Origin of the sequence: Streptomyces sp. NPDC057877 (assembly GCF_042796855.1) — a bacterium.
GTDB lineage: Bacteria > Actinomycetota > Actinomycetes > Streptomycetales > Streptomycetaceae > Streptomyces.
In genome coordinates, this window is sequence record NZ_JBHVMS010000004.1 from 346,449 (window position 1) to 362,137 (window position 15,689).

A 15,689-nucleotide genomic window follows, 5' to 3' on the forward strand; every position below is an offset into this window, starting at 1 on the left:
GCCGCCCCGGGTGACGACCGACCGTCACCCGGGGCGGCGCCCTTCATCCCCGCGCCTCCGCCCGCGCCACCCACCCCCCGCCACGCCCCGGCGCCGGAATCGCCCCGACGCCCGCCCCCGTGGCCAGCCGCCGCCGCACCCCCCGTACCAGCGTGGGCGCCGTGAAGGCGGCGCCGTGCACGAAGCGCATCGCCGGGCCGAAGGCGCTCGCCGTCGTCAGACCGGCGAGAAAGAGCCCGGGATACGACGACTCGAAGTCACGCCCGACCGCCGGGGACCCGTCGGGCAGCGTGAGCAGGGTGCCGCGCAGGTCGGCGGTGAGCGGGGTGAGCCGGTCGGCGGTGGCGCGGAAACCGGTGGCGGCGACGACGTGCTCGGTCTCCAGCGGCCGGGCCCGGTCGGACCAGCCCGGGAGCGTCTCCGGCCCGGCCTCGGCCGCCCGCGCCCCGGCCCGGTGCCGGACCACCTCCAGGCGTACCCCGCCCGGCACCGGGTGGGCCGCGGCGATGCGGTGCCCGAGGTGGATCTCGACGGACGGCTCGACCCGGTCCCGTACCCACCAGGCGCCCGCGGGCCCGAGGGCGGTGGCGGCGATCCGGGTGCGGGTGAGGTCGGGCAGCCGGTGGAAGAGGCCGGGGTGCGCGGCGTAGAACCAGTTGCGCCAGCCGCGGCCGAGGGCGGTGTGCGGGGCGCGGGCCGAGCGCCACCAGGGGCGGCGCCGGGGCGGGGGCGCGTCGTTCCAGCGCAGCCGTGGCGCGCGGGCCAGGACGCGGACCCGGGTGCCCTGTTCGGTGAGCAGGGCGGCGGTCTCCAGGGCGGCCTGTCCGGCGCCGACGACGGTGACGTCCCGGCCGCGCAGATGGTCCAGGTCGGCATGGTCGCTGCTGTGCGAGACGAGCGCCGGGGGCAGACCGCGCAGGGCGGCCGGGATCTCGGTGAACGGCATGACGCCGACCGCGAGGGCGACGGTCCGGGCGCGCAGGGTGCGGCCGTCGTCGGTGACCGCCTCGAAGCCGCCGGGGCCGGGCGCGAGCCGGGTCACGGTGTGTTCGTCCACGTCGGGGACGGCGTTGCGGGCGAACCACAGGCCGTACTCGGCGAACGTCTCCACCGGGACCGGCTCGCCGTGCCGCACCGGTGTGAAGGCGTCGAGCGGCCAGCGGCCCTCGGGGTCGGCGAGGCTGGACGCCCAGGGCTCCGACTTCAGGAACATGCCGCGGGGCATGTGGTCGCGCCAGGACGCCATCGGGCGGCCCAGCACCCGCAGGGACAGCCCGGCCGCCGCGGCGTGGGAGGCGACGGACAGACCGTACGGGCCCGCGCCGACCACCAGCAGGTCGTACATCACAGGCTGCTCGCTTTCTCGTCGGTGGGCCGGGCCGCGGGGGTGTCCCCCGTGTCGTCGGCCGGGGCGGTGGCCTGGCGGACCACCCGGGGCTGGGCGCGGGCCGGGCCCGCGGGGGCGGGGCGGTGCAGCCGGGTGCGGACGCGGTGGGAGACATGGCGCGACCACAGGCCCCACAGCTCCCGGCCGGGTCCGCGGTCGTCGTCGGCGTGCCAGGCCAGTTCGCGTCCGGCGGGTGCCGGGCGGAGCGCGGTGAGGGGCGCGTAGTTCTCCACCACGAAGGTCCGCCCGGGACGCGGCTTGCCGGTGGGCAGCGGACGGTGGGTCAGGTCCAGGTGCAGGGCGCGTACGACGTCCAGGTCCGCGGTGTCGCTGAACAGCCGGAACTGGGCGCCGGGGCGCGGGTTGAAGTCGAGCAGGTGATAGCGGCCGGTGCGCCCGCAGCGGCGGAAGTCGAGGTCGAAGACGCCCCGGAAGCCCAGCTCGGCGGTGAGGCGTGTGGTGAGTGCGAGCACCTCGCGGTTCGGCGTCCACTCGCCGACCGCCGTCAGGCCCGCGCCGCGTGGCCAGGAGCGCAGCTTGCGGCCCGGACCGCCGCCGCGCACCGTCCCGGAGCGGTCGGCGTACCCGTGGCAGAACCAGTCGCGGCCGGTGCCGGGCGGCAGGAACTCCTGCAGCAGCAGCGCGCTCCCGGCGTCCGGCGTGCGCCCGTACAGTTCGCGGGCCTGTCGCGCGGAGTGGACCAGGGTCGTGCTGCGCAGCCCGGACCCGGCGGGCAGCAGCCAGGGGCGGCTCCACTTCGCCACCATGGGCAGACCGAGGCGCCAGACCGCGTCCGCGGCCCCGGCCGCGCTGTCGGGCACCAGGGTGAGCGGGTGCGGCAGGCCCAGCGCCGTGCACACGGCGGCCAGTTCGGCCTTGTCGGCGAGGCGTTCGGGCAGCGCGGCGGGCAGCGTGGGCAGCAGATAGGCGGGGGCGAGTTCCGCGCGCAGCCGCCCGACCGCGACCGCGCTCGCGTCGTCCATCGGGATCAGCACCGCGGGCCGGGCGATCCGGGCGGCCACCCGGCGCAGCGCCAGCGCGATCTCGTCGGCCGCCGCGCCCGGCCGGGGTGGCGCGTGCACCTGCCGTACGTAGCGGGACGCGCGCACGGGGCTGTCCGCGCAGTCGGCGACCACGTGCACGTCGAGCCCGGCCCGGCCGAGGGAGCGGACGGCACCGAGGGTGCCGTGGTGGAAGGGGTTCCGGTCGATCCGCAGCAGTACGGCGGGGACGCGGGTGTCGAACAGCGACACGGTCATGTTCCTCCGGTCGGTTCACCCGTGCGGGCGAGCGGGGACGCTCCAACGCCGCAGCCGCACTGGCGTACTTCCATGTGATGTGACTGGGTGTCAGTAGTGGACAGAGAACTGGACAGAAGTGATGCGCGCGCGTGGAGAGAGGAGCAGGCATGGCCCCACACCAGCAGCGACGGGCCCGGCCCAGACGGCTGGCACTCCTCGCGGCGACGGTCGCCGCGTCGGCCGTCCTGGCGTCCGGCCCCGGTTTCGCGGCGGGCCTGGGGGTGGTGGCGAACGCCGATCCCACCCCGCCACCGCCGACGGCCCCACCGGCGTCGAACGCCGGTCCCACCACCCCGCTACCGGCACCGAACGCCCCGGAGGCGCCCGCCTTCGGCGCCTACCTCGACTACGGCCCGCGCGGCGTGGCCCGGATGGCCGAGCTGAGCCGCTGGCTGGGCGGCGCCGAACTGCGCGTCGGGCACACCTATCTGCCCGGCGACCGCTGGAGCAACATCGAGGGCGCCCCCACCTTCCTGGAGGCCTGGGCGCGCTGGCGGACCGAGCGGCCCGACCGGATGCTGGTCCTCAACGTCCCCCTGCTGGAGCGCAACGAGGAGGGTGTCCCCGACGCCGAGGTCCGCCGCCAGCTGCGGCGCGGGGCGGCCGGGCGGTACGACCACCACTTCCGCGCCCTCGCCGAACGCCTGGTGGCGCTGAAGGTGCCGGACACCGTGCTCGTGCTCGGCTGGGAGATGAACGGCACCACCTACACCCACCGCTGCGGCCCGGACCCGCAGGCGTGGAAGGCGTACTGGAACCGGATCGTCACCACCATGCGCGCGGTGCCGGGCCAGCGGTTCCGCTTCGACTTCACCCCGAGCCGCGGCCGGGACGCCGTGCCGTGGACCCAGTGCTACCCGGGTGACGACACGGTCGACGTCATCGGCATGGACGCCTACGACCAGCCCGCCGGGCTCTCCTTCGACGACCAGGTCAAGGAGCCCTACGGCCTCCAGGACCACGTCGACTTCGCGAAGGCGCACGGCAAGGCGGTCTCGTACCCGGAGTGGGGGCTGTTCCGCAACGGCGACAACCCGGAGTACATGCGGCGCATGCTCGCCTGGATGGCCGAGCACAAGCCGCTGTACAACACGCTGACCGACTACTGCCCGCACGGCGTGTGGCAGTGCGCCGCCAACCCGAAGTCGGCCGAGGTGTACCGGGCCGCCCTCTCCGGCGGCGGCGAGCAGCCGCAGCCGACCCCCACCCCGACCCCGACCCAGCCCACCGATCCCACCGGGCCCCCGGCCGACTGCTCGCCGGTCGACCTGGGCGACTGGGTGGAGTACTGGCTCGGCGGGAAGCTGTGCATGCGGCTCGACTGGTGGTCGCGGCACCGCTGACCCGGCACGGTGGCGGCGGGCCCGCTCAGGACCTGCCGTCACCGTCGTGTCCTCTCCCTCGGCGCCACTCGGCCCGGCGACGCAGCAGTTCCTTGCCGCGCCGCCGGGCGGCCACGTCGCACACGGTGGCCGCGAGCAGCGCGGCGGTGCGCCGCCGGGCCAGCAACAGCCGCTGGTTGACGACGGGTTCGGGCCGCCAGTGCCGCTTGTACGGCTCGTCGCCGCGCAGCAGGCTCAGCGTGCCGTGGGCGTGCTCACTGGTCGCGTTCAGGAGCATCACCGCCACGTCCGCGCGGCGCTCGCGCAGACACGGGTGGGCGCCGTACAGGTAGCCGCCCGTCAGACCGTGCGAGCGCAGCGTCAGATCGACGGCCACCACGTCGTCGTCCAGCCGGAACTCGGTGACGACGGCGTCCCCGGAGCGCACCATCGGCTCCACCGAGCGCACCAGATGGAGCCGGAACCGCTCCCGCAGGTGCTCCGCGGTCACCTTCCGCCCCCGCCACTGCAACGCGTGCAGTTCCAGCAGCCGCCGCAGTGCCTTGTCGACCTCGCCCGGCGCCACCACGTGCCGCTCGACGCCGAGCGCGGCCAGCCTGCGCAGCTTGGCGCGGGCCCGCTGCTGGGACTTGCCCGACGGCAGCCGGGCGACCAACTGGTCCATGGGCACGGCGGGCAGCTCCAGGCACAGCGAGTCGGACACCCGGTGACGCGGCCCCGACCAGTGCTCGTAGACCCGCTCGGCGGCGCCGCCCGGCCGTACCTCGCGCAGGTCGACCAGCGCGGTGCGGGCGGCCCGCGCGAGCGCCTCGGTGAGCGCCGCGACGGCCCGCGTGCCGTGCCCGTCGTCCAGCAGCACGTCCCCGTAGTCGGAGATCGCCCCGCCGATCGGCACCAGGGACGGCACGGGACGGCACACCAGCGTCAGCGGTGCCGCGGCGACCAGTTCGTCCCCGTCGCGGACGACGACCAGCCGCAGCCGTCCCCGCCTGCCGTACGACAGCCACCAGGAGTGCAGCCAGGCGTGGCTCTGGAACGGGGTCGCGGCTGAGCAGTTGCCGTACAGCCGCGCCCAGTGCGGGGCGAGCGCGGCGAAGGCGTCCTCGTCGGTGACGAGTTCCGGCGTGTACGTCACAGCTGCCGGTGGGCGTCGGCGGCCAGGGCCGGACCCGGTACGGCGGCCGGGCGTCCGCCGTCGTCGGCGGCGCGGCGGGGCCGGACCAGCAGCGCGAGCCCGCCGAGCAGTCCGCCCGCGCTCGCGCCGACCAGCCCGGTCAGCGCGGCCGAGGCGGTGGACGGCTCGGTGGGCTCCACCGCGCGGGCGAACTGCCGCAGTTCCACGCGGGTGGCGTCGGCGCCGTCGCCCGCGTGCCGGGTGAGCGCGCGGGCGACGGCGTTGGCCATGTCGGCGGCGAGGTCGGGGCGTTCGGAGGTGGCGGTCACCGCGACCATCGGCGCGTCCGGTGAGGTCGCCGTGCGCACGCCGTCCCGCAGCGTGCCGACCGGCACGCCCGCCCACACCTGGGCGTCGCCGAGCACCGCGAGCTGGGTGGCGACCCGGCCGTAGGCCTGCGCGAGACCGAGCGCGGCGGACGGGTCCGAGTCCTCGCCGGGTACGGCGATGACGTAGCTGGTCGCCGCGTACTCGGGCGTCTGCAGCGCGCCGTAGGCGCCGCCGAGCAGCCCGCCGGTGAGGGCACCGGCCACGAGCAGCGACCAGGGCGGCAGCGTCCGGGCGCGGGCCAGGACGGCGCGGGCCGCGGCGGCCGGGGCCGCACGGCGTGCCGTGGAGGGGTTGTCGGTCATGACGGGCTGACTCCCTGGGCGGATACGGATCGGGCTTGCCGGGCGGCGGCCGGGACGCCCGGTGGCGCGAGCACGGCCCGGTACACCTCCAGGAGCCGGGCGGCGCTGCGGTCGATGCTGTAGTGGTGGGCGGCGTCGGGCGCGGCGCGCGAGGCCGGGCCCGCCGCCCTGACCTCGGCGACGGCGTGTGCGAACGCGTCCGGCCCCGCGTCCCCGGCGACCCGCCGGGCCCCGGGCGCGGCGTGCGCGGGGAGGTCCTCGACGGCCGGGCAGGAGGCGTACCGCACCGGCAGCCCGGAGGCGAGCGCCTCCACCACCGCGAGCCCGAACGCCTCCTCCGGGCAGGGCGAGGCCAGCACGTCCATCGCGGACAGCAGGGACGGCAGGTCGGGTCCGGGCGAGCCGTCGGGGACGGCGGGCCGCTCGCCGGTGAACAGCACCCGGTCGGCGACGCCCGCCTCGTGGGCGGTGCGGCGCAGCACGTTCTCCTCCGGGCCGCCGCCGACCAGCAGCAGCCAGTGGTCGCGGGGCAGCCGGGCCAGGGCGCGCACGAGGACGTCGAAGCGCTTGCCCGCGGTGAGCCGTCCGATGCCGCCGACGACATAGGCCGTGTCGGGCAGCCCGAGCCGCTGCCGGGTGCGCAGCCGTCCCACCGGGTCGAAGCGGAAGCGGGCCAGGTCGATGCCGTTGGGGACGACCTCGATCCGCGGCGCGGGCACGCCCCAGCGCCTGAGGCGGTCGGCGACCGTGGGGGAGACCGCGACGGTGGTACGGCCGACCCGCTCCCCGGCGAGGTACAGCGCACGCACCCCGGCGGTCAGCGGACGGCCCTCCACCTGGGAGTCGCCGAGGGAGTGCTCGGTGGCGACGATCGCCCGCACCCCGGCGATCCGGGCGGCGAGACGGCCGTAGAGGCAGGCGCGGTACAGGTGGGTGTGGACGAGGTCGTAGCCGCCGTCGCGGATGATCCGCACCAGGCGGGGCAGCGCGGACAGGTCGCGGTTGCCCGCCATGCCCAGGTGCACGACGCGCACCCCGTCGGCCTCCAGCCCGTCGGCGACCGGACCGGGGTTGGTGAGCGTGACGACGTCGCTGTGGACCGGCAGGTGCCGCAGCAGCAGCCGCAGTTGCTGCTCGGCCCCGCCGACCCCGAGGCCGGTGATGATGTGCAGCGCCTTCACCGCGCCGCCCCCGCCCCGGCCACGGGCCGTCTGCGCAGCCGGTGCAGCTTGTACTTCAGCAGCAGGCGTACGGCGGTGTCCCGCTGCCCGATGTGCAGCCGGGGCAGCGCGTGCGGGCCGGTCAGCGGGCCGGGGTCGATGGCGCAGGCGTACGCGTACCCGGCGTCCCGTACGGCGGCGACGGTACGGCGGTCGAGGGTGCCGTACGGGTAGCAGAACCCGGCGACCGGAGCGCCCGTCAACTCCGCGAGCAGCGCCCTGCTGTCGCTGACCTCGGCGTGCAGCAGGGCGTCGTCGGCCTTCGTCAGGTCGACGTGGGTCAGCCCGTGCGAGCCGATCTCGACGCCCTGGGCGGCGGCGTACTGGATGCCGTCGGCGGTCAGCAGGGGCTTGCGCGGGCCCAGCGGGTCCCAGGCGTTGTCGCCGCCGAGCCGCCCCGGCAGCACGAACAGGGTGGCGCCGTGGCCGTGGCGGCGCAGCAGCGGCAGCGCGTGCTCGACGAAGTCGGCGTACCCGTCGTCGAAGGTCAGCCCCACCAGACCGGCGCTCTCGCCGCGCGCCCGCGCGGCCAGCAGCTCGGCCACGGGCACCCCGCGCAGCCCGCGCCGCCGCAGCCAGCCGAGCTGGGCGTCGAGCCGGTCGGGGGTGACGGTGACGCGGTAGGGGTCGTCGGCGCGGTCGCCGACGGAGTGGTACATCGCCACCCAGGGGACCGGGCCGGGGGCCGGGGCCGGGTGGCTGCGGACGTCAACGGGAACGGACATACGGAAGCCTCCGGATCACGGAACGCAGGGAACTCACGGCCAGCGCACAGCCCCGGTCGCCCAGGGCCCGGCCGACCAGCACGAAGACGACGGCGACGGTCACGGCACCGGCGGCCAGACCCGGCGCCGCCGCCTCGGGTCCGCTCGCCGCCCAGGAGCCCGCCGCCGTCGCGGCGACCGCCGCCCGCACCGGCCTGCTCAGCTCGGCCAGCACGGCGCGGCGGCGCAGCGGTACGACCTCACCCGGACCGCCCTGGTGGGCGCCGGCCAGCAGCAGCGCGGCGGTGACGGTGATCCCGGCCGCGTTGGCGGCGGCGATCCCGGCGGTGCCCCACGGGCCCACCGCCCAGGCGCCGAGCCAGGCCGTGGTGAAGATGCCGGCGGTCATCGTGGCGAGCGGGTACCAGGTGGGGCGGCCCGCCCCGAAGTAGCAGCGGATCAGCGCGCCGACCAGGGTCTGGCCGAGCAGCCCGAGGGCGTACACCCGCATCACGGACGCCGTCGCCGCCGTGTCGCGGGCGGTGAACGCGCCCCGCTGGAAGAGGAGTTCGATGATCTGCGGGGCGCAGGCGACGACCGCCGACGCGCCCGCCAGGACCACACAGGCGGCCAGCGCGAGATCCCGCTCCACCCGCTCCCGGGCCCGCTCGGTGTCCCCGTCGGCCAGCGCCCGCGCGACCACCGGGAAGGTGACCGTGCACAGCATCAGCGACAGCGTCATGGGGATCTGCGCGACCTTCTGCGCGTAGTTCAGGTGCGAGATCGACCCGGCGGGGAGGTGGGAGGCGAGGAACCGCTCGATCAGCACCTGCGACTGACGGCACAGCGCGAACAGCAGCACGGTGCCGACGAGGGCGAGCCCGACCGCGGCGGGCGCGCCGGGAGCCCCGGGCCCCCCGTCGAGGACGCTGACGCGCTCACGCAACCGCCCCCACAGCACCGGCAGTTGCACCGCCACCATCAGCAGCCCGCCCACCGCGACCCCGACCGCCGCCGAGCGCACCCCCCAGCGCCCGCCGAGCACCAGCATCGCCGTGATGACGCCGGTGTTGTACGCCACGTAGATCGCCGCCGGGGCCAGGAACCGCCGGTGCGCGCGCAGCGCGGCGCTGGAGTACCCGGCGAGCCCGAAGCTGAGCAGACAGGTCGCGGTGAGCCGGGTGCAGTCGACGGCGAGCGCCCGCTCGGACAGGCCGGGGGCGAGCGCGGCGACCAGGTAGGGAGCGGCGGCGATGGTCAGCGCGGCCCCCGCGACCAGGGCCAGCGCGAGACGCGGCAGCGTGGCCGCGACCAGCGCGCGCACCGGGTCCTTCGGGACGCCCCCCGCCCGCTGGGCCAGGGCCAGACTGAACGCCGGGACCAGCGCGAACGCCAGCCCGTCCTCGATCAGCAGCGTCGCCGCGAACTCCGGCACCGTCCACGCCACGAGGAACGCGTCCGTGTCCCGCCCGGCCCCGAACAGCCGCGCGAGCGCCTGGTCCCGCACCAGCCCGAGCACGGCTCCGGCGATGGAGAGACCGGCGGTGAGCAGGGCGGCCTTGGCGAGGAAGCCCCGGCTCTCGTGCGGACGGTCCGCCGACACGGCCCGCGTCGGCTCGGAGACCTTTTTCTCCGGCGTCACCGTCATCGCGCCCCCACCAGCCCCCACCACGCGGCCACCCCGAAGGTCACCGCCGTCAGCACGGTCGACGGCCCCCCGATGTCGGCGTAAGCGAAGTCGGTGAGCTGCCAGATCAGCAGTCCGCAGGCGACGAAGGCGCAGTCGGGCACGGTGCCGCGCGCCCGGCGTTCCCGCACCAGCCCCCGCACCGCGCACACCAGCAACGCGAGCCAGCTGCCCGTGAGGGCGATCAGACCGATCAGCCCCTGCTCGCTGAGGACCAGCAGGTACATGTTGTGCGGCGAGAGCAGCGGCTGCCGTCGGAAGGCGGCGCCCGCGCCCTCGGTGTCGCTGCCGGAGGAGAGGGCGAGGGTGGCGTGGGCGTCCCGGTGGTCGGGGAAGCCCTTCAGGCCGACGCCGGTCAGGGGCCGCTCGCGCCACATGCCGGTCGCCGCCGCCCACAGGGCGTACCGGTCGGTCACCGACTGGTCGGGCGCGTCGGCGACCTGGGTGATGCTCGCGATCCGCTCCTGGAGCTGCGCCGTACCGACACCGAAGCCGCCCACCAGCACCACGCCCGCCGCGACCACCACGGCCCCCGCCGTCAGCGCCCGCCGCGCCCCGGCGAGACCCAGCAGCGCCGCGCAGGTCACCACCGTGGCGATCCACGCGCCCCGGCTGAAGGACAGCGCGAGGGGCAGCAGCAGCGCGGTGGCGCAGCACGCGGCCACCACCCGCTGCCGCACGGGCGCCGATCCCAGGGCCAGTCCCAGCGCGCAGACCACGCCCACGGACACCGTGCTCGCCATCCCCATGACGTCCTGCGGCCCGAAGGTGCCCACGGCCCGGATCTGCTGCCCCTGGTACGAGGCACCGGTACCGGTCGCGTACTGGTGGACGCCGACCGCGCCCTGCCACCCGGCCAGTCCGACGAACGCCCAGGCCAGCAGCCGCGCGTCCCGCCGGTCGCGGATCAGCAGCAGCACGGCCGCCGGGACCAGCACGAAGACCTGCGCGTAGCGGGCCAGGCCGGTGAGCCCGGCCGTCGGGGAGGCCGCCGCCATCGCGGCCAGCGCCAGCCCCGCCACCGGCAGCCCCAGCGCCACGGCCGCCGTCCGGGGCAGAGGGCGCCCCCGCTGTCGTAGCAGCCGCAGCGCGCACCACCCCACCAGCAGCGCGGACGCCACGTCGGCCGGGGTCGCGCCGCCGTCGGGTGCGTGCGGCAGGGCCAGCAGGGCGACGACGGCCACCACGGGCAGTACCGGCACGGCGAGGCCCATCCGCGCTCAGCTCCCCGTCGGCCGCAGCAGCGCGGCGGCGGTGCGCAGCAGGATGCAGACGTCCTGCCACAGCGACCAGTTGTCGATGTACGCGTTGTCGAACCGGGCCCGGTCCTCGATCGAGGTGTCCCCGCGCAGCCCGTGCACCTGCGCGAGCCCGGTGATCCCGGTCGGCATCCGGTGGCGGGCCGCGTAACCGGGGTGGGCCTGGCTGAACCGCTCGACGAAGTAGGGGCGTTCGGGGCGCGGCCCGACCAGGCTCATGTCGCCGCGGAAGACGTTCCACAGCTGGAGCAGCTCGTCCAGCGAGGTGCGGCGCAGGAAGCGGCAGAACCACGGCATGCCCCGCTCGTCCGCCACGCTCCACCGGGTCGCCGCCTCGTGCGCGTCGGCCGGGCGGTGGGTGCGGAACTTCAGCAGCGTGAACGGCCTGCCTCCCTCGCCGATCCGCTCCTGCCGGAACACCACCCCCGGGCCACCGGTCAGCCGCAGCACCGCCGCGCACACCACCAGCAGCGGCCCCACGGCCACCAGCAGCACCCCGGACACCAGCACGTCCAGCGCCCGCTTGCCGAGCCCGCCGCGCCGCCCCGGCACCAACTCCAGTCGTCGGCATCCGAACCCGGCGAGCAGCTCGGGCGCCCCGTACGCGGGCGAGTCGGCGTCGACCTCCCGCACCGCGCACCCCGACTCGGCCAGCGCCCGCAGCAGCGCCGCCCGCTCGGACCGCACCGAGGGGTGCACGGCCAGCACCTCCCGCACCCCGTTCTGGATGAGCGCCCGCTGCACCTCGTCCCCGGTGGTCAGCACGGGCAGCGTCTCGGTGCCGTCCGGGTCCTCGGCCACGATCCCCACCGGCCGCACCCCGCACTCCGGGTGGCGCAGCACCGCCGCGGCCACCCGCTGGGCGGTCGCCGCGGGACCGACGACGAGCGCGGGGCGCGGATGCCGCAACAGCGCGGCGCGCCGCCGCCGATGCACCAGCGCGCGCCCGGCGCAGTCCGCCCCCGCGTGCAGCAGGAAGCCGGTGACCAGGACCCGGGCGGCCAGTGCGTGCTGCGGGGCGTACGCCGCCACCAGCGCGGCGAGCGCCAGCCAGAGCACCGCGATCCGCCCGCACACCGAGGGCAGTTCGTCCAGCACGCCCCGCGCCGGGCGCGGCGGCCGGTGCGGACGCAGGAGCATCGCCCCGGCCAGCACCAGCGCCCCGAACAGCGGGCGCCGCCCGGCCAGCGCGACGGCGCCGGGCAGCGCGGCCACCAGGTCCACCAGCAGCAGCGGCACCGGCGAGGGGGACCGGGTGGCGGGCCGCCGGGCGGGGAACCGGAAACCGGGCACGCGCGGCGGCCCGCCGCGCCCCTGGCCCTGCTGGGTGCCGGGTGACGGGACGGTACCCGCCGCAACGCCTTCCGCAGTCACGAGTGGATCGACTCCCTGTACTCGTCGGTGAGCGCGTGACCGGCCGTCGGCCGCCCGCCGAGCACCTCGCGGTACACCCGCGCGACCGCCTCGGCCGTGTGCCGTACGTCGTGCGCGGACCGGACGTGGTCCAGTCCCGCCGCGCCGAGCGACGCCCGCAGCCGCGCGTCGCCGAGCAGCCGGGCGATCGCCCGGGCCAGCGCCGCCGGGTCGGCCGCGGGGACGAGGCAGTCCGCCACGGCCGACGGCGGCAGGCTCTCCCGGGCGCCGCCGACGTCCGTCACCACCACGGGCCGCCCGCACGCCATGGCCTCCAGCGGCGCCAGCGCCATGCCCTCCCAACGGGACGGCAGCACGACCACGTCGGCGGCCCGGTACCAGGGCAGGGGATCGGCGACGGCCCCGGCGAACAGCACCGACTCCGGCGCCCGCGCGCGCAGCCGGTCGCCTCCCGGCCCGTCGCCGACGAACGCCAGCCGCGCCCCCGGCACCCGCCGCACCACCGCGTCCCACGCCGCCAGCAGGACGTCCTGCCCCTTCTGCGCACACAGCCGCCCGACGCACACCACCAGCGGTGCCCCCGGCTCCAGCGCCGGAACGAGCCCGTCCCGTACGGCGTCGGCGGGCGCCGGACCGAAGCGCGCGCAGTCGACGCCGTTGGGTACGACCGCCCAGGCGGCCCGCACCCCGGCGCACACCCCCGTGACGCGCTCCGCCTCGCTCACGCACACCACCCGGTGCGCCCAACGCGCCCCGAACCGCTCCCAGGCGACCGCCAGCGCCGCCGTCGCCCCGCCGACCGCCTCGAACGACCAGGCGTGCGGCTGGAACACCGTCGGCACCCGCCCGCGCACCGCCAGCCGCCCGGCCAGCCCGGCCTTCGCGCTGTGCGCGTGCACCAGGTCCGGCCGTACGGTGTCCAGGAGCCGGGCGGCCCCACGCACCTCTCCGGCGAGCGACGGCCCCGGCGCCCGCGTCGCCTCCCAGCGCCGTACGTCCGCGCCCGACTCCCGCAGGGCGGCGGCGAGTGCACCGCCGGGGCAGCCGACCGTGACCCGCAGACCGGCGGCGAGCTGGGCCCGCGTCAGAGCGGCGACGACTTCGGCGACCCCGCCCTCGACGGGCTGGGTGAGATGCAGGACCCGTGGCGGAGGGGAGGTGGCTGTCTGGTGCATACGCGGGCTCTCTCGGTCACGGGGTGCTCGGGACGGGGGAACGGCGCCCTCAGTCGCGGGCGTCGACGGCGGTGAACAGCACCCCGGCCCAGGCCGCGTCCCGCTGGGCGGCGAGCCGGAGGACGGGCCGGTCGGCGCCGCGCCGGGCCCCCGCGCGCAGGGCGAACACGTCGGAGTCGTAGCCGAGCGTGTGCGGGTAGGAGGGGACGCGGGCGGCCGTGGCCCCGCTGATCGTCGAGTTCAGTACGTCGTCGCGGGGGTTGGCGGCGTCCGAGAGCGCCGTGCCGGAGACGGTGAGCGCGTCGCCGGTGCGGCCCCGGTCACCGTTGTAGGCCACGAGCCCGGCGTAGCCGCGGGAGCCCTCGGGCAGCCGGGGGCCGCGCAGCCCGCCCTCCCGGCGCCCCGCCAGCGACTCGAAGCCGTCCCACAGCGACAGCCGCCGCAGCGGCTCCGCCGGGTCCTCGTACGCCGCCACCAGCGTCCAGCCGCCCCACGCCCCGGCCGCGGACCTGCCCATGGCCACGTTCACCTGGGCCACCGTGTAGAGCCCCGCGCCGCTGTCCCGCACCAGCTCCGTGACGTCCGCCGAGGCCTGGAAGGCGTCCGCGCCGTGCGCCACCCGGTGGCCCACCACGGTGTCCGCGAGGACCTCCTTGTAGGCGCCGCCCGGCTCCGCGACCAGTACCCGCCCGTTGTCCTCGGGCGGCTTCTGCTCCCCGACGCGCAGGTTGCCGCCCCAGTACAGCCGCGCGTACGTCACCCGCGCGCCCGCGGGCAGCCGGACCTCGGCACGGGAGGAGTTGTAGGTGTTCGGATCGCGGTCGACGTCGACGTAGAACATGTCGAAGTCGCCGTTCACGCCCGCCGCGCCCCGCCGCACCGCCGCGCACGAGGACGCCGTCGTACGGCAGCTGATGGCGGTGTTGGCGGCGCGGACGATCCCGCCGTGCTGGGTCGCGCGGTACCGCTCGGCGAAGGGCAGCCGCTCCGCGTCCGCCGCGCCCGCCGGGGCCGTCGCGGAGGTCCAGAACGTGGCGAGGGCGAGCATGCCGACCGTCGCACGGCGCAGCATCGGACCCGGGGAATGGCGCATGACCGGCAGTGCCCTTTCGGAAAGCGACAGTGCGATTTGCGTGCTATAGGCGCGTCGGACGGTCCGCAACTCTAGCCGCTATGCGGATTAATACGGTGAAAGCGGGCAAGTGTGTCGGAACGGTGAACTGGGCTTTACCCGAGATCACTCCATTGGCGGCACAACTCCCGCGTTTTCCACGCGTTGACACAACGCCGGGCATCCCGCCCGGATGTTTGTGTCAATCCCAAGGAGCACCTCTCCATGTCGCGTATCGCGAAGGGCCTGGCCCTGACCTCCGTCGCCGCCGCCGCCGTGGCTGGCACCGCCGGTGTGGCCACCGCCGACGCCGGCGCCCAGGGCGCCGCCGCCCACTCTCCGGGCGTGCTGTCGGGCAACGTCCTCCAGGTTCCGGTCCACATTCCGGTCAACGTCTGCGGCAACACCATCAACATCATCGGCCTGCTGAACCCGGCGTTCGGCAACGAGTGCGTCAACGACTGACGTCTAGCCGCACCTTTTTGACCGGCCGTCCTCCCGCACGGGGGGCGGCCGGTTCCCTGTGCCCCCGAATGGGCGGTTGCGGTTGCGGGCGCTGGTGGCCGATTTCACGGTGGGACGCACATCCCTCCACTTCCACGGTGGGACGCACACCCCTCCACACCAGCGAACCAGCGAAAGGAACCCCCCATGCGTGGTCTGCCCATACGACGCCTCGCGTCCACCGCGTTCTGCGCCGCCCTCGTCCTCGGCGTCGCCGGACCGTCCGCGATGGCGGACGACGACGACCCGGCCCGGGAGCGCGGCACCACGGCGTCCCGGGCACCCGTCCCCGGCGCGGACACCCTCCTCGACCAGAGCACCACCCTGGCCGGACTCGGCACCGTGCTCACCCCGGTGAGTGAACTGCTGGGCGCCGTGGCGAAGGCCGACGACGGCCAGCTGAGCGCCGATGACGCCGAGGAACTGGGCGAGGCGGTCAAGGAGGCGATCACCGAGGTCAACGGCACGTCGTCCGTGACGCCGTCCGCCCAGACGCTCCCGGCCGACGTGGCACCGCAGACGCCGAGCATGCCCCTGCTGGACCTCGACCTGGGCCTGGGCCTCGACCTGCTGGGCCTGGACGACGACAAGGCGCCCGCGCCCGACCTCAAGGCCGACACCCTCGGCGCGCTCCAGGTGGCGGTCGACGACCTGCTCGCGGCGACCACCTCCGGGTCCGCCACGAAGGTGGAGCCCGCCGCCCGCTCGGTGGTGACCGGCGCCGTCAACCTGATGGCCGCGACCCAGCTCAGCGGCGGCCTGCCGCAGCCGACCGTCCAGACGCCACCGGCTCCCTGAGCGGCGGATCATATGAGGAT

14 protein-coding genes are annotated in these 15,689 nt (G+C 76.3%); 3 read left to right on the top strand and 11 right to left on the bottom strand.

Annotated elements, in window-relative coordinates:
* Positions 1-43: 43 nt before the first annotated feature.
* Together ACFVQG_RS13135 and ACFVQG_RS13140 are read right to left on the bottom strand one after the other, a co-directional pair.
* Entirely contained in the window at positions 44-1,345 is a 1,302-nt protein-coding gene (locus tag ACFVQG_RS13135; RefSeq protein WP_383380664.1) for an NAD(P)-binding domain-containing protein, read from the bottom strand.
* A complete protein-coding gene (locus ACFVQG_RS13140) occupies positions 1,345-2,646 on the bottom strand; it encodes an ATP-grasp domain-containing protein (RefSeq protein WP_383380667.1) in 1,302 nt (433 codons plus the stop codon). Before ACFVQG_RS13140 ends, ACFVQG_RS13135 begins: the two co-directional genes overlap by 1 nt.
* 149 nt (positions 2,647-2,795) lie before the next feature.
* Here ACFVQG_RS13140 and ACFVQG_RS13145 point away from each other — a divergent pair, with 149 nt between their 5' ends.
* Positions 2,796-4,031, top strand: coding sequence for a glycoside hydrolase family 26 protein (locus ACFVQG_RS13145; protein ID WP_383380670.1), 1,236 nt, complete (start codon positions 2,796-2,798; stop codon positions 4,029-4,031).
* 25 nt (positions 4,032-4,056) lie between these two features.
* On the opposite strand, the gene ACFVQG_RS13150 is transcribed toward ACFVQG_RS13145, so the two are convergent.
* From ACFVQG_RS13150 to ACFVQG_RS13190, 9 genes are read right to left on the bottom strand one after another with little or no spacing between them, the layout of a single operon-like run.
* Positions 4,057-5,166, bottom strand: a complete 1,110-nt coding sequence (locus ACFVQG_RS13150) for a GNAT family N-acetyltransferase (protein ID WP_383380673.1) — start codon at positions 5,164-5,166, stop codon at positions 4,057-4,059.
* On the bottom strand, positions 5,163-5,837 hold the full coding sequence (locus ACFVQG_RS13155) for a lipopolysaccharide biosynthesis protein (protein WP_383380676.1): 675 nt from the start codon (positions 5,835-5,837) through the stop codon (positions 5,163-5,165). Before ACFVQG_RS13155 ends, ACFVQG_RS13150 begins: the two co-directional genes overlap by 4 nt.
* Positions 5,834-7,018 (bottom strand): glycosyltransferase, encoded by a 1,185-nt coding sequence (locus ACFVQG_RS13160; RefSeq protein WP_383380679.1) that lies wholly within the window; start codon positions 7,016-7,018, stop codon positions 5,834-5,836. The genes ACFVQG_RS13155 and ACFVQG_RS13160 overlap by 4 nt, the downstream gene beginning before the upstream one ends.
* Positions 7,015-7,782 (bottom strand): polysaccharide deacetylase family protein, encoded by a 768-nt coding sequence (locus ACFVQG_RS13165; protein WP_383380682.1) that lies wholly within the window; start codon positions 7,780-7,782, stop codon positions 7,015-7,017. Before ACFVQG_RS13165 ends, ACFVQG_RS13160 begins: the two co-directional genes overlap by 4 nt.
* On the bottom strand, positions 7,766-9,409 hold the full coding sequence (locus ACFVQG_RS13170; protein ID WP_383380685.1) for a lipid II flippase MurJ: 1,644 nt from the start codon (positions 9,407-9,409) through the stop codon (positions 7,766-7,768). The genes ACFVQG_RS13165 and ACFVQG_RS13170 overlap by 17 nt, the downstream gene beginning before the upstream one ends.
* Positions 9,406-10,662, bottom strand: a complete 1,257-nt coding sequence (locus tag ACFVQG_RS13175; RefSeq protein WP_383380688.1) for an O-antigen ligase family protein — start codon at positions 10,660-10,662, stop codon at positions 9,406-9,408. Before ACFVQG_RS13175 ends, ACFVQG_RS13170 begins: the two co-directional genes overlap by 4 nt.
* A 6-nt stretch (positions 10,663-10,668) precedes the next feature.
* Complete coding sequence (locus tag ACFVQG_RS13180) at positions 10,669-12,081, bottom strand: exopolysaccharide biosynthesis polyprenyl glycosylphosphotransferase (RefSeq protein WP_383380691.1); 1,413 nt, start codon at positions 12,079-12,081, stop codon at positions 10,669-10,671.
* Entirely contained in the window at positions 12,078-13,256 is a 1,179-nt protein-coding gene (locus ACFVQG_RS13185; protein ID WP_383380694.1) for a glycosyltransferase, read from the bottom strand. Before ACFVQG_RS13185 ends, ACFVQG_RS13180 begins: the two co-directional genes overlap by 4 nt.
* A 49-nt stretch (positions 13,257-13,305) precedes the next feature.
* On the bottom strand, positions 13,306-14,349 hold the full coding sequence (locus ACFVQG_RS13190; protein ID WP_383380697.1) for a DUF3344 domain-containing protein: 1,044 nt from the start codon (positions 14,347-14,349) through the stop codon (positions 13,306-13,308).
* Positions 14,350-14,592: 243 nt separating this feature from the next.
* Here ACFVQG_RS13190 and chpG point away from each other — a divergent pair, with 243 nt between their 5' ends.
* A complete protein-coding gene (gene chpG, locus ACFVQG_RS13195) occupies positions 14,593-14,832 on the top strand; it encodes a chaplin ChpG (protein WP_383380700.1) in 240 nt (79 codons plus the stop codon).
* Between the two features lie 186 nt (positions 14,833-15,018).
* Positions 15,019-15,669, top strand: coding sequence for a hypothetical protein (locus ACFVQG_RS13200; protein WP_383380703.1), 651 nt, complete (start codon positions 15,019-15,021; stop codon positions 15,667-15,669).
* The last annotated feature ends 20 nt before the right edge of the window (positions 15,670-15,689 follow it).